The 24,149-nt window shown below is 68.5% G+C and carries 22 protein-coding genes; 15 read left to right on the top strand and 7 right to left on the bottom strand.

From position 1 onward, the window contains the following. Positions 1-69 precede the first annotated feature (69 nt). From rsmH to ACE3SG_RS24590, 15 genes are all read left to right on the top strand, one after another. Positions 70-1,014: a 16S rRNA (cytosine(1402)-N(4))-methyltransferase RsmH gene (gene rsmH, locus ACE3SG_RS24660; RefSeq protein ID WP_374568889.1), complete on the top strand. Its 945-nt coding sequence runs from the start codon at positions 70-72 to the stop codon at positions 1,012-1,014. Continuing rightward, positions 1,011-1,370: a cell division protein FtsL gene (gene ftsL, locus ACE3SG_RS24655; protein ID WP_374568888.1), complete on the top strand. Its 360-nt coding sequence runs from the start codon at positions 1,011-1,013 to the stop codon at positions 1,368-1,370. The genes rsmH and ftsL overlap by 4 nt, the downstream gene beginning before the upstream one ends. Further along, positions 1,367-3,190, top strand: a complete 1,824-nt coding sequence (locus ACE3SG_RS24650; protein WP_374568887.1) for a peptidoglycan D,D-transpeptidase FtsI family protein — start codon at positions 1,367-1,369, stop codon at positions 3,188-3,190. The genes ftsL and ACE3SG_RS24650 overlap by 4 nt, the downstream gene beginning before the upstream one ends. A gap of 19 nt (positions 3,191-3,209) precedes the next feature. Beyond that, complete coding sequence (locus ACE3SG_RS24645) at positions 3,210-4,709, top strand: UDP-N-acetylmuramoyl-L-alanyl-D-glutamate--2,6-diaminopimelate ligase (RefSeq protein ID WP_374568886.1); 1,500 nt, start codon at positions 3,210-3,212, stop codon at positions 4,707-4,709. Positions 4,710-4,714: 5 nt separating this feature from the next. Beyond that, the gene (gene murF, locus ACE3SG_RS24640; RefSeq protein WP_374568885.1) at positions 4,715-6,079 is read left to right on the top strand and encodes a UDP-N-acetylmuramoyl-tripeptide--D-alanyl-D-alanine ligase; all 1,365 of its coding nucleotides are present in this window, start codon (positions 4,715-4,717) and stop codon (positions 6,077-6,079) included. 26 nt (positions 6,080-6,105) lie between these two features. After that, positions 6,106-7,287: a phospho-N-acetylmuramoyl-pentapeptide-transferase gene (gene mraY, locus ACE3SG_RS24635; RefSeq protein WP_374568884.1), complete on the top strand. Its 1,182-nt coding sequence runs from the start codon at positions 6,106-6,108 to the stop codon at positions 7,285-7,287. 117 nt (positions 7,288-7,404) lie between these two features. Then, positions 7,405-9,513, top strand: coding sequence for a UDP-N-acetylmuramoyl-L-alanine--D-glutamate ligase (murD, locus tag ACE3SG_RS24630; protein WP_374568883.1), 2,109 nt, complete (start codon positions 7,405-7,407; stop codon positions 9,511-9,513). Continuing rightward, a complete protein-coding gene (gene ftsW, locus ACE3SG_RS24625; protein WP_374568882.1) occupies positions 9,510-10,793 on the top strand; it encodes a putative lipid II flippase FtsW in 1,284 nt (427 codons plus the stop codon). The genes murD and ftsW overlap by 4 nt, the downstream gene beginning before the upstream one ends. Continuing rightward, complete coding sequence (gene murG / locus ACE3SG_RS24620; protein ID WP_374568881.1) at positions 10,790-11,863, top strand: undecaprenyldiphospho-muramoylpentapeptide beta-N-acetylglucosaminyltransferase; 1,074 nt, start codon at positions 10,790-10,792, stop codon at positions 11,861-11,863. Before ftsW ends, murG begins: the two co-directional genes overlap by 4 nt. Then, entirely contained in the window at positions 11,860-13,269 is a 1,410-nt protein-coding gene (gene murC, locus ACE3SG_RS24615) for a UDP-N-acetylmuramate--L-alanine ligase (protein WP_374568880.1), read from the top strand. Before murG ends, murC begins: the two co-directional genes overlap by 4 nt. After that, positions 13,266-14,240 carry a D-alanine--D-alanine ligase gene (locus tag ACE3SG_RS24610; RefSeq protein ID WP_374568879.1) on the top strand — a complete coding sequence of 325 codons (975 nt, stop codon included), beginning with the start codon at positions 13,266-13,268 and terminating at the stop codon, positions 14,238-14,240. The genes murC and ACE3SG_RS24610 overlap by 4 nt, the downstream gene beginning before the upstream one ends. Before the next feature lie 5 nt (positions 14,241-14,245). Continuing rightward, positions 14,246-15,040 carry a cell division protein FtsQ/DivIB gene (locus tag ACE3SG_RS24605; RefSeq protein ID WP_374568878.1) on the top strand — a complete coding sequence of 265 codons (795 nt, stop codon included), beginning with the start codon at positions 14,246-14,248 and terminating at the stop codon, positions 15,038-15,040. Between the two features lie 13 nt (positions 15,041-15,053). After that, complete coding sequence (gene ftsA, locus ACE3SG_RS24600) at positions 15,054-16,286, top strand: cell division protein FtsA (RefSeq protein ID WP_374568877.1); 1,233 nt, start codon at positions 15,054-15,056, stop codon at positions 16,284-16,286. 97 nt (positions 16,287-16,383) lie between these two features. Then, entirely contained in the window at positions 16,384-17,622 is a 1,239-nt protein-coding gene (ftsZ, locus tag ACE3SG_RS24595) for a cell division protein FtsZ (protein ID WP_374568876.1), read from the top strand. Positions 17,623-17,836: 214 nt separating this feature from the next. Then, positions 17,837-18,244 (top strand): DoxX family protein, encoded by a 408-nt coding sequence (locus ACE3SG_RS24590; RefSeq protein WP_374568973.1) that lies wholly within the window; start codon positions 17,837-17,839, stop codon positions 18,242-18,244. Here the strand turns inward: ACE3SG_RS24590 and ACE3SG_RS24585 are convergent. The 7 genes from ACE3SG_RS24585 to ACE3SG_RS24555 all read right to left on the bottom strand — a co-directional run. Further along, a complete protein-coding gene (locus tag ACE3SG_RS24585; protein WP_374568875.1) occupies positions 18,241-18,432 on the bottom strand; it encodes a hypothetical protein in 192 nt (63 codons plus the stop codon). The genes ACE3SG_RS24590 and ACE3SG_RS24585 overlap by 4 nt on opposite strands. Positions 18,433-18,503: 71 nt before the next feature. Further along, positions 18,504-19,046: a response regulator transcription factor gene (locus ACE3SG_RS24580; protein ID WP_374568874.1), complete on the bottom strand. Its 543-nt coding sequence runs from the start codon at positions 19,044-19,046 to the stop codon at positions 18,504-18,506. Continuing rightward, the gene (locus ACE3SG_RS24575; protein ID WP_374568873.1) at positions 19,033-20,379 is read right to left on the bottom strand and encodes an ATP-binding protein; all 1,347 of its coding nucleotides are present in this window, start codon (positions 20,377-20,379) and stop codon (positions 19,033-19,035) included. Before ACE3SG_RS24575 ends, ACE3SG_RS24580 begins: the two co-directional genes overlap by 14 nt. A 279-nt stretch (positions 20,380-20,658) precedes the next feature. Continuing rightward, complete coding sequence (locus ACE3SG_RS24570) at positions 20,659-21,411, bottom strand: SURF1 family protein (RefSeq protein ID WP_374568872.1); 753 nt, start codon at positions 21,409-21,411, stop codon at positions 20,659-20,661. Between the two features lie 92 nt (positions 21,412-21,503). Beyond that, positions 21,504-21,914, bottom strand: a complete 411-nt coding sequence (gene cyoD, locus ACE3SG_RS24565) for a cytochrome o ubiquinol oxidase subunit IV (RefSeq protein ID WP_374568871.1) — start codon at positions 21,912-21,914, stop codon at positions 21,504-21,506. Continuing rightward, positions 21,911-22,531, bottom strand: a complete 621-nt coding sequence (gene cyoC / locus ACE3SG_RS24560) for a cytochrome o ubiquinol oxidase subunit III (protein WP_374568870.1) — start codon at positions 22,529-22,531, stop codon at positions 21,911-21,913. Before cyoC ends, cyoD begins: the two co-directional genes overlap by 4 nt. A gap of 11 nt (positions 22,532-22,542) precedes the next feature. Continuing rightward, on the bottom strand, positions 22,543-24,149 hold a 1,607-nt coding region (locus ACE3SG_RS24555; RefSeq protein ID WP_374568869.1), incomplete at its 5' end, for a cbb3-type cytochrome c oxidase subunit I.

Below are 24,149 nucleotides of genomic sequence, written 5' to 3'. Positions count from 1 at the left end.
GCCAAGTCGAAGTCAACCAGGGCGCCGCGGACCAGGCGTCCGGCCGATTCCCAACCGGATCCGTCCGCGATGGGCGAAGGGTTCCGCCACACTACCGTCTTGCTGAACGAGGCGATCGACGGCCTGGTGGTCGATCCGGCCGGGACCTACGTCGACGGCACCTTCGGCCGCGGCGGCCACTCGCGCCTGCTGCTGGCGCGCCTGGCGCCCACCGGCCGCCTGTTCGCGTTCGACAAAGACCCCGAGGCGATCGCCGCCGCCACCACCGGCGAGGGCGCGATCAACGACCCGCGCTTCACGATCTGCCACGCCAGCTTCGCGCAGATGCGCGACGAGCTGGCGGCGCGCGGCGTGCAGCATGTCGACGGCGTGCTGCTCGACCTGGGCGTCAGCTCGCCCCAGATCGACGACCCGGCGCGCGGCTTCAGCTTCCGTTTCGACGGCCCGCTGGACATGCGCATGGACCCCACGCGCGGCGAGAGTGCCGCCGAGTTTCTGGCGCGCGCCGACGAGCGCCTCATCGCACAAGTGGTACGAGACTATGGCGAAGAACGGTTTGCTTCACCGATTTCAAAGGCGATTGTTGCTCGCCGCGAGAGCGGGAGCCCTCTTCGCACCACTGCCGAACTGGCCCAGCTCCTGGCTCGTACGGTCAAGTCCCGCGAGCCGGGCCAGGACCCTGCAACGCGCACATTCCAGGCTCTACGGATTTTCGTCAACGCCGAACTTGAAGAACTCGAACAAGGGCTGAGCGCCGCGCTCGCGCTGCTGGCCCCGGCCGGCCGGCTGGCGGTGATCAGCTTCCATTCGCTCGAAGACCGGATCGTGAAGACCTTCATCGCGCACGAGAGCCGCGAAGAGATCGACCGCCGCGCGCCGTTCGCGCCGCCCACGCGCGAGCTTCGCCTGAAGCCGCTGGCGCGCATCAAGCCCAGCGAAGGCGAGATCGCCGCCAACCCGCGCTCGCGCTCGGCGGTGCTGCGGGTGGCGGAGCGACTGGGGGGTGACACATGACGCGGCTCTCGGTGATGCTGCTGATCGCGCTGGTGCTCAGCGGGCTGTGGCTCGTCAAGACCAGCTACGAGTCGCGCCGCCTGTTTGCTGAGATCGAGCGCGCCAAGGCCGAAGAGTCGCAGCTGGCGGCCGATGCCAAGCGGCTCGACACCGAGCGCCGCACCGAGGCCACGAACCTGAAGGTCGAACGCACCGCGCGCGAGAAGCTGGCGATGCGCCTGGCCACGCCCGACGTGACCCTCTACGTCAGCGACAGCCACGCCGGCAGCACTGCGGTGCCGCACGACACGCTGCCGCCCGCCGGTGGTGGCAGTGGCGCCGCCTCGGTCGGTGTGTCGGTGGAGGGCGCCCGATGAAGGCCGTCCAGCGCCAAGGCGCCACCTCGTCGCACTCGGTGCGCGGCGTCAACTACTCGACCAGCCCGCTGCTGGCGTCGAAGACACCGCCGTGGCGCAGCCGTTTCCTGGTGCTGCTGGTCGGCATCGGTTTTCTCGCGTTGTCGGGCCGGGCGCTGTATGTGCAGGTGCTGGAGTCCGACTTCTTCCAGAAGAAGGGCGAGGAGCGCTACGCCTCGACCGTGCAGCTGCCGGCCAGCCGCGGCCGCATCCTCGACCGGCATGGCCAGGTCCTCGCGATCAGCGTCAACGCGCCGACGATCTCGGTCAACCCGCAGCAGTTCAAGGCCAACGACGAGCAAAAGCGCGCGCTGGTCTCGCTGCTGCGCATGCCGCTGAAGGAATTCAACGCCAAGCTCGACGACGGTGGCGCCTACGTGGTGCTCAAGCGCCAGATCGACGACGGCCTGGCGCAGCAGATCCGCGCGCTGAAGGTCAAGGGCCTGACGATCGAGCCCGGCTACATCCGCCGCTACCCCGAGAACGAAGCCGCGGCGCACGTGGTCGGCTTCACCGACATCGAAGACAAGGGCCAGGAGGGCATCGAGCTGACCTTCCAGCGCCAGCTGCAGGGCCACGGCGGCTCGCGCGGCGTGGTGAAGGACCGGCTGGGCCGCGTGGTCGAAGAGCTGGGTGAGCCGGTCGACCCGCGCGACGGCCGCGACGTGCAACTGACGATCGATTCGCAGGTGCAGGCGCTGGCCTACCAACGCATCCGCGACGCGGTGCAGGAGCACAAGGCCAAGGCCGGCAGCGTGGTCGTGCTCGACGCGCAAAGCGGCGAGATCCTGGCGCTGGCCAACTACCCGAGCTACCTGCCCGGCGAGCGCCGCAACCTGACCGGCTCGCAGCTGCGCAACCGCGCGATCACCGACGTCTTCGAGCCCGGCTCGACCGTCAAGCCGTTCATCGTCTCGATGGCGCTCGAAAAGGGCCTGGTCAAGCCCGACACCGTGCTCGACACGCGGCCCTTCAAGGTCGGCCCGCTGCTGGTCAACGATGGCTCGCACCAGCACGACGCGCTGACGGTGGCGCAGGTGATCCAGAAGTCCAGCAACGTCGGCACGGTCAAGATGTCGCAGCGGCTGGACAACAAGGAAATGGGCGAGATGCTGGCCGAGCTGGGCTTCGGCACCAAGCCGCAGATCGGTTTCCCCGGCGCCGCCACCGGCAAGCTGCGGCCGTGGAAGACCTGGAAGCCGGTCGAGAAGGCGACGATGAGCTACGGCTACGGCCTGTCGGCCTCGCTGCTGCAGATCGCCCGCGCCTACACCGCGATCGCGCGCGACGGCGAGCTCGCGCCGCTGTCGCTGATCAAGGGCGAAGAGGCGCTGCCGCCGGTGCGCATCTTCGAGCCCGAGACGGCGCGCACGATGCGCCAGCTGCTGCGCGGCACCGTCAGCAAAGAGGGCACGGCACCGCTGGCCCAGCCGGTGGGCTACTCGGCTGGCGGCAAGACCGGCACCGCCGAGAAGCAGGAAGGCCGCGGCTACAACAGCGACAAACACCGCGCCTGGTTCAGCGGCATTTCGCCGATCGACAACCCACGCGTGGTCGTTGCGGTGATGATCGACGAACCCACCGGCGTCTACTTCGGCGGCCTGGTGGCTGCGCCGGTGTTCAAGGTGGTGGTCGAGCAGGCGCTGCGCACGCTGAACGTGCCGCCGGACCTGGAAGTGAAGGCGCCGGCGGTGACCGCGCAAACCAACCCCCCCACCCGCCGCAAGCCGCTGGCCGTGGCCCGCGCCGACGACTCGGCCTCGCCGCAAGCCGCGCATTGAGCGCCCTGCAGAGATCACCATGCCCCTCACCCACCTGAAAAGCCCCGACGCCGCCGCTCGCTGGCTCAGCTCATGGGTCACCGGCGCGCTGCGCACCGACAGCCGCCAGGTCCAGCCCGGCGATGCCTTCATCGCCTGGCCGGGCTACGCCAGCGACGGCCGCCAGTACGTCAAGCAAGCGCTCGAACGCGGCGCCGCCACCTGCCTGGTCGAGCGCGACGGCATCGAGGCCTTCGGCTTCGAAGACGCGCGTGTGGCCACCTTGCCGCAGCTGAAGGCCGCCACCGGCGTGATCGCCAGCGCCTACTACCGCCAGCCCAGCGGCGCGTTGCGTGTGGTGGCCACCACCGGCACCAACGGCAAGACCTCGACCGCGTGGTGGACCGCGCAGTGCCTGACGCAACTGGGCACCCGCTGCGGCGTGGTCGGCACGCTCGGCATCGGCGAGCCGCCGCACCCCGGCGCCCGCGAGGCCGCGATCGAATTCACCGGCCTGACCACACCCGACCCGGTGGTGCTGCAACAAGGCTTTCGCCGCATGGTCGACCAGGGCTTCGGTGCCTGCGCGATCGAGGCCTCGTCGATCGGCATCGTCGAGCATCGGCTGGCCGGCACCGCGATCGAGGTCGCGCTGTTCACCAACTTCACCCAAGACCACCTCGACTATCACGGCAGCATGGAGGCTTACTGGGCTGCCAAGCGCGACCTGTTCGGCTGGCCGGGGCTGCGCTCGGCGGTGATCAACGTCGACGATCCGCACGGCGCGATGCTGGTCGCCGGCCTGGCCGGCAAAGGCCCGCAGCTGTGGACGGTGTCGGTCACCGACGAAGCTCGCCTGCGCGCCGAAGGCGTGACCTACCGCGACGGCGGCCTGGCCTTCGACGTGGTCGAGGGTTTGCAGCGCGCGCCGGTGGCCAGTGGCCTGATCGGCGACTACAACGTCAGCAACCTGCTGGTCGTGATCGGCGGCCTGCGTGCGCTGGGCGTGCCACTGGCCGCCGCGGCGCGCGTCGCCGCGCGTGTCACGCCGGTGCCCGGCCGCATGCAGCGCGTGATCGGGAAGGCGAACACGCCCGAGGTGGTGGTCGACTACGCCCACACGCCCGACGCGCTGGAGAAAGCGCTGGCCGGCCTGCGCCCGCTGGCCGCGGCCCGCGGTGGCCGGCTGTGGTGCATGTTCGGCTGTGGCGGCAACCGCGACGCGACCAAGCGCCCGCTGATGGGCGAGATCGCCGCGCGCCTGGCCGACCAGGTCATCGTCACCAGCGACAACCCGCGCCGCGAACCGGCGGCTGCAATCGTCGACCAGATCATCGCCGGCGTGCCGCCCGGGTCGGGCCGGGTTCAGGCGCAGGTCGACCGCCGCATCGCGATCCACCAGGCCGTGGCGGCAGCGCAGCCGAACGACGTGATCCTGGTCGCCGGCAAGGGCCACGAGGACTACCAGGAAATCGACGGCGTCAAGCACCCGTTCTCCGATGCCGCCGAAGCGGCCATCGCGTTGGGGAGCCGCGTTTGAGCGCCATGATGACGCTCGCACAAGCCCAGGCGATGCTGCCCGGGTCTCAGGTCGTGGGCAACCGCAGCCTGGCGTTTGCGCGCGTGCACACCGACACCCGCACGCTGCAAGCCGGCGACCTGTTCGTCGCGCTGAAGGGTGAGCGCTTCGACGCGCACGACTTTCTCGACGCGGCGCGCGTATCGGGCGCCGTCGCGGCGCTGGCGTCGCACGGCATCACCGAAGCGGGCTTGTCGGGCCTGCAGGTCGATGACCCGCTGCTCGCGCTGCAGACGCTCGCCACCGCCTGGCGCCAGCGCTTCCAGCTGCCGCTGGTGGCGGTGACCGGCAGCAACGGCAAGACCACGGTCACGCAGATGATCGCCAGCATCCTGCGTGCAGCGCATGGCGAGCAGTCGCTGGCCACCGCGGGCAACCTGAACAACCACATCGGCGTGCCGCTGACGGTGCTGCGCCTGCGCGCCGCCCACCGCGCCGCGGTGGTCGAGCTGGGCATGAACCACCCGGGCGAGATCGCCGAGCTGGCCGCGATCGCGCTGCCGACGGTGGCGCTGGTCAACAACGCGCAGCGTGAGCACCAGGAGTTCATGCACAGCGTCGAGGCGGTTGCGCGCGAAAACGGCGCGGTCATCACCGCGCTGCCGGCCGATGGCACGGCCGTCTTCCCGGCCGACGATGCCTTCACGCCGCTGTGGCGCGAGCTGGCCGGCGATCGCCGTGTGCTGACCTTTGCGGTGGACACGCCGGCTGACGTGCGCGCCAGTGCGCACTGGCAGCTCGACCACTGGCAGGTCGGGCTGGACACGGCGACCGGCCGCATCGATTTCGCGCTGCACATCGCCGGCCGCCACAACGTCAAGAATGCCGCCGCGGCGGCGGCGTCCGCCTGGGCCGCCGGCGTGCCGCTCGAGGCGATCGCGCAAGGCCTGGCGGCCTTCACGCCGGTCAAGGGCCGCTCGCAGGTCAAGCCGCTGAGCGTGGCCGGCCAGCCGCGCACGCTGATCGACGACAGCTACAACGCCAACCCCGATTCGGTGCGCGCCGCGATCGACGTGCTGGCCGAGCTGCCGGGCCCGCGCTGGCTGGTGATGGGCGACATGGGCGAGGTCGGCAACCAGGGCCCGGCGTTCCACGCCGAGGTCGGCCGCCATGCGCGCGACCGCGGCATCGAGACCATCTGGTGCGTCGGCGAGCTGATGCGCCACGCCGCGCAGGCGGCCGGTGCGCGCCATTTCGAGACCGTGGCCGAGCTGCTGGCGGCGCTGAACGAAGCGATGCCGTATGCGTCGGTGCTGGTCAAGGGCTCTCGCTTCATGAAGATGGAGCAGGTCGTTGCCGCCTTGCAGTCGGGAGGCTCCCATGCTGCTTAGCCTGGCCAGAAACGGGGAGGTGGTCCATGCTGCTTAGCCTGGCCCAATGGCTGCAGAGCCAATACCCCGAACAGTTCGGGTTCCTGCGCGTGTTCCAGTACCTCACGTTCCGTGCGGTGCTGGCGGCGATGACCGCGCTGCTGATCGGCCTGGTCTTCGGGCCCTGGGTGATCCGCCGGCTGACCGAGCTGAAGATCGGCCAGCCGATCCGCTCTTATGGCGTCGAGACCCACATGGTCAAGGCCGGCACGCCGACGATGGGGGGCGCGCTGATCCTGATCGGCATCGGCATGGCCACGGTGCTGTGGAGCGACTGGGGCAACCGCTTCGTCTGGATCACGATGCTGGTCACCTTCGGTTTCGGCGCGATCGGCTGGGTCGACGACTGGCGCAAGGTCGTGCTGAAAGACCCCGAGGGAATGCGCTCGCGCGAGAAGTTCTTCTGGCAGTCGCTGATCGGCCTGGTGGCGGCGCTGTACCTCGCGTTCAGCGTGTCCGAGACCTCGAACCTGCGCGTGGTCGAGCTCTTTCTGCGCTGGGTGCAAAGCGGCTTCTCGAACGACCTGCCGCCCAAGGCCGACCTGATGGTGCCGTTCTTCAAGACCATCAGCTACCCGCTGGGCGTGTTCGGCTTCATCGGGCTGACCTACTTCGTCATCGTCGGCGCGAGCAACGCAGTCAACCTGACCGACGGCCTGGATGGGCTGGCGATCATGCCGGTGGTGCTGGTGGCCTCGGCGCTGGGCATCTTCGCCTACGTGACCGGCAACTCTGTCTACTCCAAGTACCTGCTGTTCCCGTACATCCCCGGCGCCGGCGAGCTGATGATCTTCTGCGCCGCGATCGCCGGCGCGGGGCTGGCCTTCTTGTGGTTCAACGCCTACCCGGCGCAGGTCTTCATGGGTGATGTCGGCGCCTTGGCGCTGGGCGGCGCGCTGGGCACGATCGCGGTCATCACGCGGCAAGAGATCCTGCTCGGGATCATGGGTGGCGTGTTCGTGATGGAAGCCCTGTCGGTGATGGTGCAGGTGGCCTGGTTCAAGTACACCAAGAAGCGCTACGGCGAGGGCCGGCGCATCCTGCTGATGGCGCCGCTGCACCACCACTTCGAGAAATCCGGCTGGAACGAGACGCAGGTCGTGATCCGCTTCTGGATCATCACGATGCTGCTGTGCCTGGTCGGTTTGGCCAGCTTGAAACTGCGGTAAGACCATGAACAAGTCACAACCGTTGTTGCCGAACGCGGGCCGAGCGCAGGGCCGCTCCCAAGCCGGCCCGTTGCCCCCGCGGGGGGCGGCCGATGTACCCATCGGACGGGGGTCCATATGCGTCACTTGAAAGACCTCTCTGTGTTGGTGCTGGGCCTGGGTGACTCGGGCCTGGCGATGGCGCGCTGGTGTGCCCGCCACGGTGCCCGTGTGCGCGTGTGGGACTCGCGCGAGGCGCCGCCGCAGGCGGCCGCGTTGGCGCTGGCCGCGCCCGAGGCGGTGCTGATGACCGGGCCGCTGCCGGCCGACCGCCTCGAAGGCACCGGCGACCTGGCCGACGTGAAGCTGGTGCTGAAAAGCCCCGGCCTGGCACCGCACGACGAGCGCATTGCGCCGCTGCTGGCGGCTGCCCGCGCGCGTGGCCTGGCCGTGCAGGGCGAGCTCGATCTGTTCGCCCGCGCCCTGGCTGATTTGAAGGCCGAGCGCCGCTATGTGCCCAAGGTGCTGGCGATCACCGGCACCAATGGCAAGACGACCGTGACCTCGCTGACCGCGATGCTGGTCGCGCGCACCGGGGCCCGCGTGGCGATGGCCGGCAACATCGGGCCGACGATGCTCGACACGCTGTCCGCCGCGCTGGACCTGGAGCCGGAAGCGAAGCCGGCGGAAGAAGAGGTCACGCGGCCGCAGGCGTTGCTCGATGCGGCGGAGCGCGCCGCGTCGATCTCGGTGCCGGTGCAGGAGCCCGATCAGGCGACCGTCCCCGTCCCGCTGGCGGACGACGCCACGGACGACGCCACGGACGACAACTACGACGACAGGCCGACGTTGCCTGGCGCATTTGTCGACGCACGTCCGCTGGACGACCGCACCGTGCCGATGCCGCTGGACGACGAGACCACCGGCCTGACGCCCGATTCGATCGACGTGCCGGTCGACGTGACCGGCGTGGCGAACACGGTGGACCTGACGGTCGACGTCAGCGGTGCGGCCAACCGCGTCGACATGCAAGTCGACGTCAGCGGCGTGGCGGACCAGGTCGACATGACGACCGACGTCAGCGCAGTGGGTGACAAGGTCGACCTGAACGTCGAGCTGAACCTGAAAGAAACCTCGATCGACCTGCCGATGGGGAGCCAGGCGGCTGGCGACGAAGACGCGCCGCTGCAACTGGCCCCGCCGCCGCCGGCCGCGCCGGTGTTCGAGCACCTGCCCGAGGTCTGGGTGCTGGAGCTGTCCAGCTTCCAGCTCGACGGGGTGAAGGGCTTCGAGCCCAACGCCGCGACGGTGCTGAACGTGACCCAGGACCACCTCGACTGGCACGGCGACATGGCGGCCTATGCTGCGGCCAAGGCGCGCATCTTCGGCGAGCAGGGCCTGATGATCATCAACCGCGACGACGCGGTGGTCGAGGCCATGGTGCCGGCGCCGGTGATGGTCAAAGGCGCCCGCGGCAAGGCGGCCAAGGCGATCACGCGGCCCACGCTGCGCTTCGGCCTCGACGCGCCGCAGCGCCCGGGCGACTTCGGCCTCGTCACCGAAGGCGGCATGGCCTGGCTGGTGCGTGCGTTGCCGGCCGACGAGACCATCAAGCGCCGCAAGGACGAAGACGAAGAGATCCACCTGCAACGCCTGATGCCGGCCGATGCGCTGCGCATCCGTGGCCGCCACAACGCGTCGAACGCGCTGGCCGCGCTGGCGCTGGCCACGGCCATCGGCTGCCCGCTGGCGCCGATGCTGCACGGCCTGCGCGAATACCGCGGCGAGCCGCACCGCGTCGAGCCGATCGGCTTCGTCGGCGGCATCGAGGCGGTCGACGACAGCAAGGGCACCAACGTGGGGGCGACGGTGGCGGCGCTGAACGGGCTGGGCGCCGACCGCGCCGGCAGCAAGCTGGTCGTGATCCTCGGCGGTGATGGCAAGGGGCAGGACTTCGGCCCGCTGGCAGCGCCGGTGGCGCGCTACGCCCGCGCGGTCGCGACGATCGGCAAGGACGCCGAGACCATCGAAGCCACGCTGGCCTCGACCGGGGTGCCGCTGCAGCGCCATGCCACGCTCGAAGCCGCGGTGCGCTGGTGCTACGCGCAGGCCCAGGGCGGCGACGCCGTGCTGCTGAGCCCGGCCTGTGCCAGCCTGGACATGTTCCGCAACTACGGGCACCGGGCCGAGGTGTTCGCCGCCACGGTGCGCGAGCTCGCCGCCGAGCGCGGGGAGGTGCTCGAGTGACCAACCACACCGCGGCCGCCGCACCGGGCAGCAGCTGGCGCCAACGCGCCGCTGCGCTGCTCGCCTGGCGCCCGCGCGCGGGTGCCGGCGGCGAGCGCCTGCCGATCCGCGACTGGGTCTCGGTCGGCAGCGGCAAGCCCACGGCGGTGTCGGGCTTCGACCAGCCGCTGGCCTGGGTCGTCGTCGCGCTGCTGGCGCTGGGCCTGGTGATGGTCTATTCGGCGTCGGTCGCCATGCACGACAACCCGAAGTTCGCCAACTACGCGCCGACCTACTTCCTGAGCCGGCAGGCGATGTTCATCACGCTCGGCTTCGTGGCCGCACTGGTGACGCTGCAGACCCCGATCGCGGTGTGGGAGAAGTGGGCACCGTGGCTGTTCGCCGCATCGCTGGCCACCTTGATCGTGGTGCTGGTGCCGTTCATCGGCAAGGGCGTCAATGGCGCGCGGCGCTGGATCCCGCTGGGCATCATGAGCTTCCAGCCGAGCGAGTTGGCCAAGCTGGCGATCGCGATGTACGCCGCCAGCTACATGGTGCGCAAGATGGAGGTCAAGGAGAACTTCGTCAAGGCGGTGTGGCCGATGGCGGTGGCGCTGGGCGTGATCGGCGTGCTGTTGCTGGCCGAGCCCGACATGGGCGCCTTCATGGTCATCGCCGCGGTGGCGCTGGGCATCCTGTTTCTCGGCGGCGTCAATGGCCGCATGTTCCTGCTCAGCGTGATGGTGCTGGTGGGCGCGTTCGTGCTGATGATCGCGTTCAGCGAGTTCCGCCGCCAGCGCATCTTTGCCTACCTCGACCCCTGGAACCCCGACTACGCGCAGGGCAAGGCCTACCAGCTGACGCATTCGCTGATCGCCTTCGGCCGCGGTGAGTGGTTCGGCCAGGGCCTGGGCCAGTCGATCGAGAAGCTGAGCTACCTGCCCGAGGCGCACACCGACTTCCTGCTCGCCGTGATCGGCGAAGAGCTCGGCTTCGTCGTCGTGCTGATGGTGATCCTGGCCTTCTTCTGGCTGACCCGCCGCATCTTCGTGATCGGCCGCCAGGCGATCGCGCTCGACCGCGTGTTTGCCGGCTTGATGACCCAAGGCATTGGCATCTGGTTCGGTGGCCAGAGCTTCATCAACATGGGTGTGAATTTGGGGCTGCTGCCGACGAAGGGTTTGACGTTGCCGTTGCTGAGCTACGGTGGTTCCGGGGTGTTGATGAACCTCGTCGCATTGGCGATCGTGTTGCGCGTGGATCAGGAAAACCGGCAGCTCATGCGCGGAGGCCGCACATGACGCGCCATCTCGTCATCATGGCGGCTGGTACCGGTGGTCACGTGATCCCAGGCCTCGCCGTCGCACGCGAGATGCAAGCGCGCGGCTGGGCCGTGAGCTGGCTCGGCACCGAAGGCGGCATGGAGAACCGGCTGGTGCCGCCCAGCGGCATCGCGATGGACCGGCTGGCATTCAGCGGCTTGCGCGGCAAGAGCCTGTGGCAAACGCTGACCGGCGGCCTGCGCATGCTCAAGGCCTTCTGGGATTCGGCCCGCATCTTGCGCTCGCGCTCGGCTGATGCGGTGCTCGGCATGGGCGGTTATGTCTGCTTCCCGGGGGGCCTGATGGCCTCGCTGCTGGGCAAGCCGCTGATGCTGGTCAACGCCGATGCCGGCCTGCTGCTGAGCAACAAGGCGCTGCTGCCGGTGGCCGACCGCGTGGCCTTCGGCTTCGACGGCCCGGCGGTGGCCAAGGTCAAGCATGGCCTGGTCACCGGCAACCCGGTGCGCACCGAGATCGAGACCATGGCGCCGCCCGAGGTGCGCTTCGAGGGCCGCAAGGGGCCGCTGCGCATGCTGGTGGTTGGCGGCAGCCTGGGCGCCAAGGTGCTCAACGAGATGGTGCCGGCTGCGCTGGCGCAGATGCCGGAAGAGCGTCGGCCGATGGTGATGCACCAGACCGGCATGGCGCACCTCGACGAAGTCCGCGCGCGCTACGCCACGCTGGGCGTGCAGGCCGAGGTGCAGCCCTTCATCGACGACATGGCGGCCTATCTCGAGATCTGCGACCTGATCGTCTGCCGGGCCGGTGCGATCACGGTCAGCGAGCTGTGCGCGGCCGGCGTGGCCAGCGTGCTGGTGCCGTTGGTCGTCAGCACGACCGCGCACCAGAAGGACAACGCGGCCTGGATGGCCGAGCGAGGGGCGGCATTGCATTTGCCGCAGGCCGAGCTGACACCCCAGCGCCTGGCCCAGACGCTGCAGGACATGGACAGGGGGAAGCTGCTGGCGATGGCCCAAAAGGCGAAGACGCTGGCGCGTCCACAAGCGGCCGCGAAAGTGGCCGACGAGATCGAAAGGATGACGTCATGAAACATGCCGTCAAACACATCCACTTTGTGGGGGTGGGCGGTGCCGGCATGAGCGGCATCGCCGAGATCCTGCACAACCTGGGCTACCTCGTGTCGGGCTCCGACCAGTCGGACACGCCGACCACCCGGCGGCTGGCCGAGCTGGGCATTCGCATCTCGCACGGCCACGAGGCGTCGTACATCGCCGGTGCGCAGGCGGTGGTGATCTCGACCGCGGTGAAAGGCGACAACCCCGAGGTGATCGCGGCGCGCGCGCACCGCGTGCCGGTGGTGCCGCGCGCGGTGATGCTGGCCGAGCTGATGCGGTTGAAGAAGGGCATCGCGATCGCCGGCACGCACGGCAAGACGACCACCACCTCGCTGGTCACCAGCGTGCTGGCCGAGGCCGGCGTCGACCCGACCTTCGTGATCGGCGGCAAGCTCAATTCGGCCGGCGCCAACTCGCGCCTGGGCTCGGGCGACTTCATCGTCGTCGAGGCCGACGAGTCGGATGCGTCGTTCCTGAACCTGATGCCCATCCTCAGCGTCGTGACCAACATCGACGCCGACCACATGGACACCTACGGCCACGACTTCGCGAAGCTGAAGCAGGCCTTCGTCGAGTTCGTGCACCGCATGCCGTTCTACGGCGCCGCCATCCTCTGCGGTGACGACCCCGGCGTGAAGAGCATCGTGCCGATGATCTCGCGCCCGGTCATCACCTACGGCTTCGGCGACGAGGTGCAGGTGCGCGCGGTCGACGTGCAGGCGCTGCCCGGTGGCCAGATGCGCTTCACCTGCGAGCGCCGCAACGGGGTCGCGATGCCGCCGCTGGCGATCACGCTGAACCTGCCGGGCGAGCACAACGTGCGCAACGCGCTGGCCGCGATCGCGGTGGCGACCGAACTCGAACTGCCGGACGAGCCGATCGTGCGGGCGCTGGCGCAGTTCAGCGGCGTCGGCCGGCGCTTCCAGCGCTATGGCGAGTTGGCCGCCAAGGAAGGTGGCCAGTTCACGTTGATCGACGACTACGGTCACCACCCGGTCGAGATGGCGGCGGTGATCGCTGCGGCGCGAGGGGCGTTTCCGGGCCGGCGCCTGGTGCTGGCGTTCCAGCCCCACCGCTACACCCGCACCCGCGACTGCTTCGAAGATTTCGTCAAGGTGATGGGCCAGGCCGATGCGGTGCTGCTGACCGAGGTCTACCCGGCCGGCGAGGCGCCGATCGTCGCCGCCGATGGCCGCGCCCTGGTGCGCGCGCTGCGCGTGGCCGGCAAGGTCGACCCGGTGTTCGTCGACGACGTGGCCGAGCTGCCGGCCGAGATCTGCGGCTTCGCACGCGACGGCGACGTGGTGATCGCGATGGGCGCCGGCTCGATCGGTTCTGTGCCGGCGCAGGTGGTGGAGCTGACGGGGGGAGCGGCATGACGGCCGTGGATGTGAAGAGTCTGGGCAAGGTCGCCGTGCTGATGGGCGGCGATTCGGCCGAGCGGCCGGTGTCGCTCATGTCGGGCAACGGCGTGCTGGCGGCGTTGCGCTCGCAAGGGGTCGATGCGCATGCTTTCGATCCGTCGGAGCGCAATCTCGAAGCGCTGAAGGCCGAGGGCTTTGCGCGCTGCTTCGTCGCGCTGCACGGCCGCCATGGCGAAGACGGCACGGTGCAGGGCGCGCTCGAACTGCTGGGCATCCCCTACACCGGCTCTGGCGTGATGGCCTCGGCGATCGCGATGGACAAGGTGATGACCAAGCGCATCTGGTCGTTCGCCGGCTTGCCGACGCCGAAGTGGAAGCTGCTGGCCGCTGGCGAGCACGGCCGCGAGATCGTGCGTTGCGTGCCCGACGAACTCGGCCTGCCGCTGATCGTCAAGCCGGCGCGTGAAGGCTCGTCGTTCGGTGTCAGCAAGGTGGCGGGGTATTCCGGGATGCTCGAAGCGGTGACCCTCGCCGCACAATTCGATTCCGACGTGCTGTGCGAAGAATTCATCGACGGCGAAGAGGTCACTTGCCCGGTGCTGGGTGAGGGTGCTTCTGCCGTCGCGCTGCCGGTCATCCGTATCCAGGCGCCCGACGGCAACTACGACTACGAGCACAAGTACGTGTCGAACGACACGCGCTACCTGGTGCCCAGCGGCCTGCCGGCCGAAGAAGAGGCCGAGATCCAGCGCCTGGTCGTCGAGGGCTACCGCCTGCTGGGTTGCCGTGGCTGGGGCCGGGCGGACTTGATGATCCGCGCCAGCGACCGCAAGCCCTTCCTGCTCGAGATGAACACCTCGCCGGGCATGACCAGCCATTCGCTGGTGCCCAAGTCGGCGGCCGCGGCCGGCATGAACTACGAGCAGCTGTGCTTGTACCTGCTGGCCGGCGCGACGCTGGACAACACCAAGAAAGCGGGCGTGTGATCGAGATGGCCACCACCGCCGCCAGCACCTTGCCGCCCGACGTGCGCATGATGAACGCCACTGCGCTGGCGATCATCGCGCTCGCCGGCACGGTGCTGCTCGCGGCGGGGGCGGCCTGGTTTGCGCGCCAGCCGGTGTTCGCGTTCCGCTCGATCCGGCTCGAAGGCGAGGTCACGCGCAACAGCGCCGCGACCATCCGCGCCAACGCCGCGCCGCGCCTGGCGGGCAACTACTTCACGCTCGACCTGCAGGCGGCGCGCCGGGCTTTCGAGAGCGTGCCCTGGGTGCGCCATGTGGTGGTGCAGCGTGTGTTCCCCAACCGCCTCGTGGTGCGGATGGAAGAGCACCACCCGGTGGCGGTGTGGAAGGGCGACGAAGGCAACGACCGGCTGGTCAATTCGTACGGCGAGGTCTTCGAGGCCAACCTGGGCGATGTCGACGAGGACAACCTGCCCGAGTTTGCCGGCAGCGACGACGCCGCGGCCGCGTCGGTGCTGGCGATGTACCGCCGGCTGCAGCCGGTGCTCAAGCCGTTGGATCTGGCGCCCACACGTGTCGCGCTGTCGGACCGCGGCTCTTGGCAAGTGGAACTCGACAACGGCGCCGAGATCGAGCTGGGCCGTGGCAGCGACGACGAGGTGCTGGCCCGTGTCGGCCGCTTCGTACGCACGGTGACGCAGGTCTCGGCCCGCCAGCGGCGCGGCTGGGACCACGCCGACCTGCGCCACGCCGACGGCTACGCACTGCGATTGAAAGGCCCGGTCGCCCCCTTGGTGGCTGCCAGCGAGCCGAACGAATGAGGGATAAGAACTGATGGCCAAGGAATACAAGGATCTCGTTGTCGGGCTCGACATCGGCACCGCCAAGGTGATGGCGGTGGTGGCCGAGGTCATGCCCGGTGGCGAGCTGCGCGTGGCCGGGCTGGGCGTGGCCAGCTCGCACGGCCTGAAGCGCGGCGTGGTGGTGAACATCGATGCCACCGTGCAGTCGATCCAGCAGGCGCTGAAAGAGGCCGAGATGATGGCCGCCTGCAAGATCGAGCGGGTCTACACCGGCATCACCGGCAGCCACATCCGCGGCCAGAACTCGACCGGCATGGTGATCGTGCGCGACAACCGCGAGGTCACGCCGGTCGACGTGGCGCGCGTGATCGAGACCGCCAAGGCGATCAACATCCCGAACGACCAGCGGCTGCTGCTGGTCGAATCGCAAGAGTTCGTGATCGACGGCCACGAGGTCAAAGAGCCGATCGGCATGAGCGGCAGCCGGCTCGAGGTGAAGGTGCACATCGCCACTGGCGCGCAGAGTGCGGCCGAGAACATCCTCAAGTGCGTGCGGCGCTGCGGGCTCGAAGTGGAGCAGCTCGCGCTGTCGCCCACCGCATCGGCCGCGGCCGTGCTGACCGACGACGAGAAGGACCTCGGTGTGGCGGTGGTCGACATCGGCGCCGGCACCACCGACGTGGCCATCTTCACCGGCGGCTCGATCCGCCACACGGCGGTGATCCCGATCGCCGGTGACCTGATCACCAGCGACATCGCGATGGCGCTGCGCACGCCGACCAAGGACGCGGAAGAGATCAAGGTCGAGTACGGCGTGGCCAAGCAGCTGCTGGCCGACCCGAGCGAGCAGGTCGAGGTGCCGGGGTTGGGCGACCGCGTGCCGCGCATGCTGAGCCGCCAGGCGCTGGCCGGCGTGATCGAGCCGCGCGTCGAAGAGATCTATTCGCTGGTGCACCAGGTGATCCGCGATTCGGGCTACGAGGAGCTGTTGTCCTCGGGCATCGTGATCACCGGCGGCACGGCGGTGATGCCGGGCATGGTCGAGCTGGGCGAGGACATCTTCCTCAAGCCCGTGCGCAAGGGCCTGCCGACCTATTCCGGAGCCTTGTTCGACATGGTGGCCAACCCGCGCTCGGCCACCGTGATGGGGCTGCTCGAAGAGGCGCGGCTGGCCCACACGCGCGGCCACAAGGCGGCGCAGCAGGCAGGTTCGGTGACAACGTTCTTTGGCAAGGCCAAGGATTGGCTCTTGGGAAATTTCTAGGAATTCAAGGCGAAGACGAGAGCCCCGATGACGGGGCCGGATCTTGGGACTCAACGGTAAGAAGTACGGCAACTGCAACTAGACGACGGAGGTTCATATGGCCATCGAGATGATCGAAGAATTCGACCAAGGCACGCAGATCAAGGTGATCGGTGTCGGGGGTGGTGGCGGCAATGCCGTCGAGCACATGATCACGCAGGGGGTGCAAGGTGTGGAGTTCATCTGCGCCAACACCGATGCGCAGGCGTTGAACCGCAGCGCGGCAGCGGCATTGGTGCAGTTGGGCACCACGGGTCTCGGCGCGGGCTCCAAGCCTGACGTCGGCCGCAGTGCGGCGGAAGAAGCGGTCGACCGCATCCGCCAGGCGATCGACGGCGCGCACATGCTGTTCATCACCGCCGGCATGGGCGGCGGCACCGGCACCGGCGCGGCGCCGGTGATCGCGCGGGTGGCCAAGGAGATGGGCATCCTGACGGTGGGTGTGGTGACCAAGCCCTTCGATTTCGAAGGCGGCCGCCGCAGCAAGCAGGCCGATGCCGGCGTGGCCGAGCTCGAAGCCAACGTCGACTCGCTGATCGTGGTGCTGAACGAGAAGCTGCTCGAAGTGCTGGGCGACGACGTCACGCAGGACCAAGCCTTCGCGCACGCCAACGACGTGCTGAAGAACGCCGTGGGCGGCATCAGCGACATCATCCACATCCCGGGCCTGGTCAACGTCGACTTCGAAGACGTCAAGACCGTGATGAGCGAGCCCGGCAAGGCGATGATGGGCACCGCGATGGCCGGCGGCCCGGACCGCGCCCACAAGGCGGCCGAAGCGGCGGTGGCTTGCCCGCTGCTCGAAGGCATCGACCTGTCCGGCGCGCGTGGCGTGCTGGTGCTGATCGCCGCCGCGCGCTCGACCTTCAAACTGGCCGAGAGCAAGAACGCGATGAACACCATCCGCCGCTACGCCGCGGAAGATGCGCACGTGATCTACGGCACCGCCTACGACGACAGCCTGGGCGACCAGCTGCGCGTCACGGTGATCGCCACCGGCCTGTCGTCGATCCGCCGCGCGCAAGCGCCGCTGACGGTGATCCAGACCCAGCCGCAGCTGCGCACCGGCACCGACAACCTGCCGCTGCTGAACAACCCGGTCGGCCAGGGTGCCCCGGTCGGCGCTGCGACCTTGTCGACGCCGACCTCGATGTCGCAGCAGGACTACAGCCAGCTCGCCACGCCCAGCGTGTGGCGCACCGGCCGTACCCAGGCCGCGGCGAAGGTCGAGGCGCTGAGCAGCAACGGGATGGACGAGATCGAGATCCCGGCGTTCCTGCGCAAGCAGGCGGATTGACTGTTAGCCCCCACGGCCCCTCCGGGGGCCTGCCCCCCGAGGGGGCTCGCGCAGCGGACCGGCGGAGCCGGATCCGCGCACGCCACTTGAAACGAAGCGGGGCCACCCGGTAGGGTGACCCCGTTTCGTGCTGCTGCGTGCGTTGGCTCGGTCAGTGCTTCGACGGCCCAGGTTCATTTCGTGATTCCCTGTCCTCAAGGAGTTCGTGATGACTATGTCCCCTGCGGTTCAAGACACGTTGTCGCTGGTCGGGCGAGCCCTGCTGGCGTTGCTGTTCATCCCGGCTGGTTTCAGCAAGATCATCGGGTTTGCCGGCGTCGTGGGCTACATCGCGTCCAAGGGCGTGCCGATGCCGGAGGTCTGCGCGGCACTGGCGATCGCAGCCGAGCTGGGGCTCGGCTTGTTGTTGCTGGCAGGGTGGCAGGCGCGCTGGGCGGCGCTCGGGCTGGCCCTGTTCGTCTTCGTCATCACGCCCATCTTCCATGCGTTCTGGGCGGTGCCGCCGGAGCAGCAGATGATGCAGCAACAGGCCTTCTTCAAGAACCTGGCTGCTGCAGGCGGGTTGCTGGTGGCAGCGGCCTTCGGCCCGGGGCGCTTCAGCATCGACGGGCGGCGCACCTAGCTGCCGGGGCGCTGATTCGTCAGCGTGGCCTCGAATTTGCTCAAAGCGGCCCGGAATTGGTGCAGGAGCAAGTCGAGATAGGTCAGGTCACCGATCAGGTCGGCTCTCTGGTCTTCGTCTTCAAGCGTGGCCAGCAGTTGCTCTGACGAACGGATCTTGGTTTGCAGGGCTTCGATGAGCTCGCTCATGTCCCTGTGTGTCAACTCCATCGAGTGCTTCATGCTCGCCCCGGACTCATTTGATCCTGCTGTAGCACAGGCTACTTCACCCGTTGCTTCTCCAGCTTGCGCGCCAGCGTGCGCCGGTGCATGCCGAGCCGGCGCGCGGTTTCGGAGATGTTGAAGCCTGTCTCGGCCAGCATCTCGTGGATGCGCTCCCATTCGAGTGTCTTGATCGAGGTCGTGCGCTCCGTCAGCTCGACCTCGGCGTCGCCCTGTTCGCGCGCGAAGGCGGCTTCGATGTCGTCGGTGTTGGCCGGCTTGGCCAGGTAGTGGCGCGCGCCGAGCTTGATCGCCTCGACCGCGGTGGCGATGCTGGCGTAGCCGGTCAGCACGACGATCATCATCTGTTCGTCGTGGGCGTGCAGGTGCTGCACGCAGGCCAGGCCCGAGCTGCCGCCGGCGAGTTTCAGGTCGACCACGGCGTAGCCCGGCCGGTGCTGCTGCAGCAAGGCTTTCACGCCTTCCAGGTCGGCCGCTCGCAGCACTTGGTAGCCTCGGCGCTCGAACGAGCGCGCCAGCGTGCGCGCGAAGGCGTCGTCGTCTTCGACGATCAGCAGTTGTCGTTCTTCATCCGTGTTCATTGGGTGTCCACTCGGCTGGCATCAAAGCACTCAGCGGCAGGCTGATGGTGACCTCGGCACCGCCTTCGGCGCGGTTGCGCGCGGTGATGTGGCCGCCCAGCATGCGCGCCACGTTGACCGACAGGAACAGCCCCATGCCGCTGCCGGGGCGGTCTTTGCTGGACTGGTAGGGCTTGCCGAAGAACTCGAGCATCGGGGCGGCGAAGCCGGGCCCCTGGTCCTGCACCTTCAGCACCAGCGTGTCGTCGTTGCAGCCAACGTCCAGCCGCAGCGGCCGCGAGGGGGCCGCGTCGAGCGCGTTGTCGAGCACGTTGTCGATCATCTGCTTCAGCGCTACGTCGGAGATCAGCGGCACGTCGGGCACGCCGTCGCGCTGGTAGTCGAGCTGGTTGCCGGGCCGGGTGCTGCGCCAATGCTGCACCAGATCGTCGAGAAAGGCGTGCAGCGTGGTTTCCATCGGCGCCTCGCCGCGGGTGCGGCCGGCCGACATCAGGATGCCGCTGACGATGGTCTTGCAGCGCTGGAGCTGCACCTGCATCTCTTCGATCTCTTCGCGCAGCTCCGGCTCGCCGGCGAACGGCGCCATGCGGGCCCAGTCGCCCAGGATCACCGACAGCGTGGCCAGCGGCGTGCCCAGCTCGTGCGCCGCGCCGGTGGCCAGCAGGCCCATGCGCACGATGTGCTCTTCTTCGGCGGCGCGCTGGCGCAGTGCGGCCAGGCTGGCGTCGCGCTGGCGCAGGTTGCGGCTGATGCGGCCGATGAAGATGACCAGCAGCGAGGCCGTCAACAAAAAGCACAACAGCAGCCCGGCGATGTACTGCGGCGACAGCACCGCATGCGGCAGGTGCGGCACCGGCAGCGGCCGGTGCCAGCGGGTCAGCACCACGAAGCCGAGGCTGGCGGCGGCGACCACGGCCCAGATGTAGCGCGGGCGCAGCAGCACCGAGCCGACGGCCACCTGCAGCAGGTACAGGTAGATGAAGGGGTTGGTGATGCCACCGGCATAGAACAACTGGCCGGTCAGCACGCCCACGTCGACCAGCAGGCCGGCGAACAGCTCGCCGTTGCCGACCGGCAGCGACAGGCGGCTGCGCAGGTGGCTGGCGACGTTGAACAAGGCCAGCGCCGCCAGCAAGGTGAGCATCTTGACCAGCGGCAGGTCGACGCCGAGCAGGAAGTCGACCGTCAGGATCGTCAGCAACTGGCCGGCCACGGCCAGCCAGCGCAGCTGGATCAGCTGCAGCAGGTTCTTGCGGCCGGCCAGGCGCTCAGGCGCATTCCCCACTTCGCCGAGTGGCGGCTGACCGGGCGCGTCAGTGTCGGGCAGGGGCAAGACCAGTGGCTCCAGCTGGGCGTCCTGAGTCAGCAATACGTACCATTGAGATTCGTCCAGATGGTGATGATCGTGTGCCCGGGCGGCAGGGCAGATACCCAGCGTATCTGCCCTGCCGCCCGGGCACGCGAGGGCGCCATCTGGACGAACCCCTTCGGGGCGGGTCGAAATGGGGCGCTCGCAGCGTCGCAAAGCTGGGCTGATACGTTGAGTATCAGCCCAGCTCCCCGTCTCGCGATCATCCCCATTGCGACCCGTCCAATGGCACGTATTGCTGACTCAGGACGCCAAACGCCTCAGGCGCCGCTCATCGAGCACGAGGTACCCGAAGGCGCACGCCGCCATCGCCGCGAGCGCGAACCAGGTGGCCGCGTAGACGCGGTGATTGTTGCTGAAGTGGACGACCGTCAGGCCGGCGCGTGGCCAGCCATGGGTGACCGGGTGGGGGGCGGACTCGTCGACGAAGTAGGGCGCCACGGCCGGGCCCAGGCCCTGGGCCGCGGCGAGTGCCGGCACGTCGCGCGAATACCAGCGACCGTGGGCGATGTCGTTGTCGCGCAGGAAGCCGCCGCCGGGCTCCGAGAAGCGCAGCAGGCCAGTGATGGTCTGCTCACCTTGCGGCGCGGTGGGGTCGTGCAGCACCTGCTCGCGCGAGTCGAGCGGCACGAAGCCGCGGTTGACCAGCACCCAGTGGCCGTCGTCGCTGTGCAGTGGCGCCAGCAGCCAGTAGCCGGCGCCCAGCTCGGTGGTTGCGGCCACCAGCAGGCTCTTGTCGTGCGCGAACTGGCCGTGCACGGTGACGCGGCGGTATTCGTCGGCGTCACGGGTTAGCGTTGCCCAGGTCGCCGGCCCGGGCGCCGGCGCGGGCTTGGCATGACGGTGCTGCTCGACGCGCGCGATCAGGCCTTCTTTCCAGGCCAGCCGATGCACCTGCCACACGCCCAGGGCCACGAAGCCGGCGAACACCAGCACCAGCGCCAGCAGCCACGCCGCCAGGCGGCGCGCACTGCGCGGGGCGCGGCGGCCATGCACAGCTGTTGGGGCGGCCGCGGTGCCGCGACCCGGCCCTTCAGGCCCTTCCGAGAGGGAATGAGCCCCTTCGGGCGGCCGTGCGGGGCTCATCCTCAGGGCATGTTGCGCATCAGCTGTGGGTCAGCCGTCGGCATCATGTTGGTGTTCAGGTGGTACATGACCCAGATCGAGCCGGCCAGCATGATGATCACCAGCGCGGCGGTGAAGGTCAGCGCCAGCAGCGACCAGCCGCCTTCGACCTTCGCGTTCAGGTGCAGGAAGTAGATCATGTGCACGACCATCTGCACCGCGGCGAAGCCGAGGATCACGAAAGCCGTGACCTTGGGCGACGACATCACCTTGCCCATCACGAGCCAGAACGGGATCGCCGTCAGCACCACCGACAGCAGGAACCCGACCAGGTAGCCCTCGACGGTGGCGTGGTAGCCGCCGTCGTCGTCGTGGTGATGGTCGCCGTGATGTTCGTCGTGGTGGTCGTGCGACGCTGCGTGTTCGTTGCTCATTGCAGGGCCCCCATCAAGTACACGAAGGTGAAGACGCCGATCCAGACGACGTCCAGGAAGTGCCAGAACATCGACAGGCACATCAGCCGGCGCTTGTTCTCGGGCGTGAGCCCCCGCTGGTGCACCTGCACCATCAGCGTCACCAGCCAGATCGTGCCGAAGGTGACGTGCAGGCCGTGGGTGCCGACGAGCGTGAAGAACGACGACAGGAAGGCGCTGCGCCACGGCCCGGCACCTTCGTGGATCAGGTGGGCGAACTCGGTCACTTCGAGCGTCAGGAAGCCCAGGCCGAACAGGCCGGTGATGGCCAGCCAGATCAGCACGCCGGTCTTGCGCTTGTGCTGCATCGCGATCATCGCGAAGCCGTAGGTGATCGACGAGAACAGCAGCAGCGCGGTGTTGGTCGCGACGATCGGCAGGTCGAACAGGTCGGCACCCGACGGGCCGGCGGCGTAGTTGCGGCCCAGCACGGCGTAGACGGCGAACAGCACCGCGAACACCAGGCAGTCGCTCATCAGGTAGAGCCAGAAGCCCAGCAGCGTGCCCTGCTGCGGGTGGTGGTCGCCGTTGTCGTAGAAGACCGGCGCGGCGGCCGGGGAGAGGGTGGTTGCGCTCATGGATGGATGCCTCAGGCCGCGGCGGCCAGCGCCGAGGTGCGGGCCTCTTCGCTGCGCGTCACCGCGTCCGCGGGGATGTGGAAGTCGCGCTGGTAGTTGAAGGTGTGCACGATCGCCGAGCCGACGGTGGCAATGAAGGCCAGCGCCGCCGGCAGCCACATGTGCCAGATCAGCGCGAAGCCGCAGGCAGTGGCGAGCATCGCGATCACGAAGCCGGCCGCCGTGTTCTTGGGCATGTGGATCGGCTTGAAGCCGCTGGTCGGGCGCTGGTGGCCGCGCTGCTTCATGTCGTGCCACGCGTCCTGCTCATGCACCACCGGCGTGAAGGCGAAGTTGTAGTCGGGCGGCGGCGAGGCGGTCGACCATTCGAGCGTGCGCGCGCCCCAGGGGTCACCGGTCACGTCGCGCAGTTGCTCGCGCTTGAGGTAGCTGACCACCAGCTGGATCAGGAACGAGGCGATGCCGAAGGCGATCAGCACGGCGCCGAGCGCGGCGATCTGGAACCAGATCTGCAGCGACGGGTCGTCGAAGTGGCTCATGCGGCGCGTGATGCCCATCAGGCCCAGCACGTACAGCGGCGTGAAGGCGACCCAGAAGCCGACGAACCAGAACCAGAACGAGCACTTGCCCCAGAACGCGTCGAGCTTGTAGCCGAAGGCCTTGGGGAACCAGTAGTTGATGCCGGCGAAGATGCCGAACACCACGCCGCCGATGATCACGTTGTGGAAGTGCGCGATCAGGAACAGGCTGTTGTGCAGCACGAAGTCGGCCGCCGGCACGGCCAGCAGCACACCGGTCATGCCACCGATCACGAAGGTGATCATGAAGCCGATGGTCCACAGCATCGGCACTTCGAAGCTGATGCGGCCGCGGTACATGGTGAACAGCCAGTTGAAGATCTTCGCCCCGGTCGGGATCGAGATGATCATCGTCGTGATGCCGAAGAACGAGTTGACGCTGGCGCCCGAGCCCATCGTGAAGAAGTGGTGCAGCCACACCAGGTACGACAGGATCGTGATCACGACGGTCGCGTAGACCATCGACGCGTAGCCGAACAGGCGCTTGCGGCTGAAGGTGGACACCACTTCCGAAAAGATGCCGAACACCGGCAGCACCAGGATGTAGACCTCGGGGTGGCCCCAGATCCAGATCAGGTTCACATACAACATGGCGTTGCCGCCGAGGTCGTTCGTGAAGAACGCGGTGCCGAGGTAGCGGTCAGCGGTGAGCAGCGCGAGTGCGGCGGCCAGCACCGGGAAGGTCGCGACGATCAGCACGTTGGTGCACAGCGAGGTCCAGGTGAAGACCGGCATCTTCATCATCGTCATGCCCGGGGCGCGCATCTTGATGATGGTGGCGATCAGGTTGATGCCTGACAGCGTGGTGCCTATGCCCGCCACCTGCAACGACCAGAGGTAGTAGTCGACCCCGACATCCGGGCTCTGCAGCAGGCCCGACAGCGGCGGGTAGGCCAGCCAGCCGGTGCGTGCGAACTCGCCGACGAACAGCGAGATCATCACCAGCACCGCGCCGCCGGCGGTCATCCAGAAGCTGAAGTTGTTCAGGAACGGGAACGCCACGTCGCGCGCGCCGATCTGCAGCGGCACCACGTAGTTCA

It is taken from the genome of Ideonella sp. (assembly GCF_041914305.1).
Taxonomy (GTDB): Bacteria; Pseudomonadota; Gammaproteobacteria; order Burkholderiales; family Burkholderiaceae_C; genus Ideonella.
This window is presented reverse-complemented; position numbering and strand designations above follow the sequence as displayed.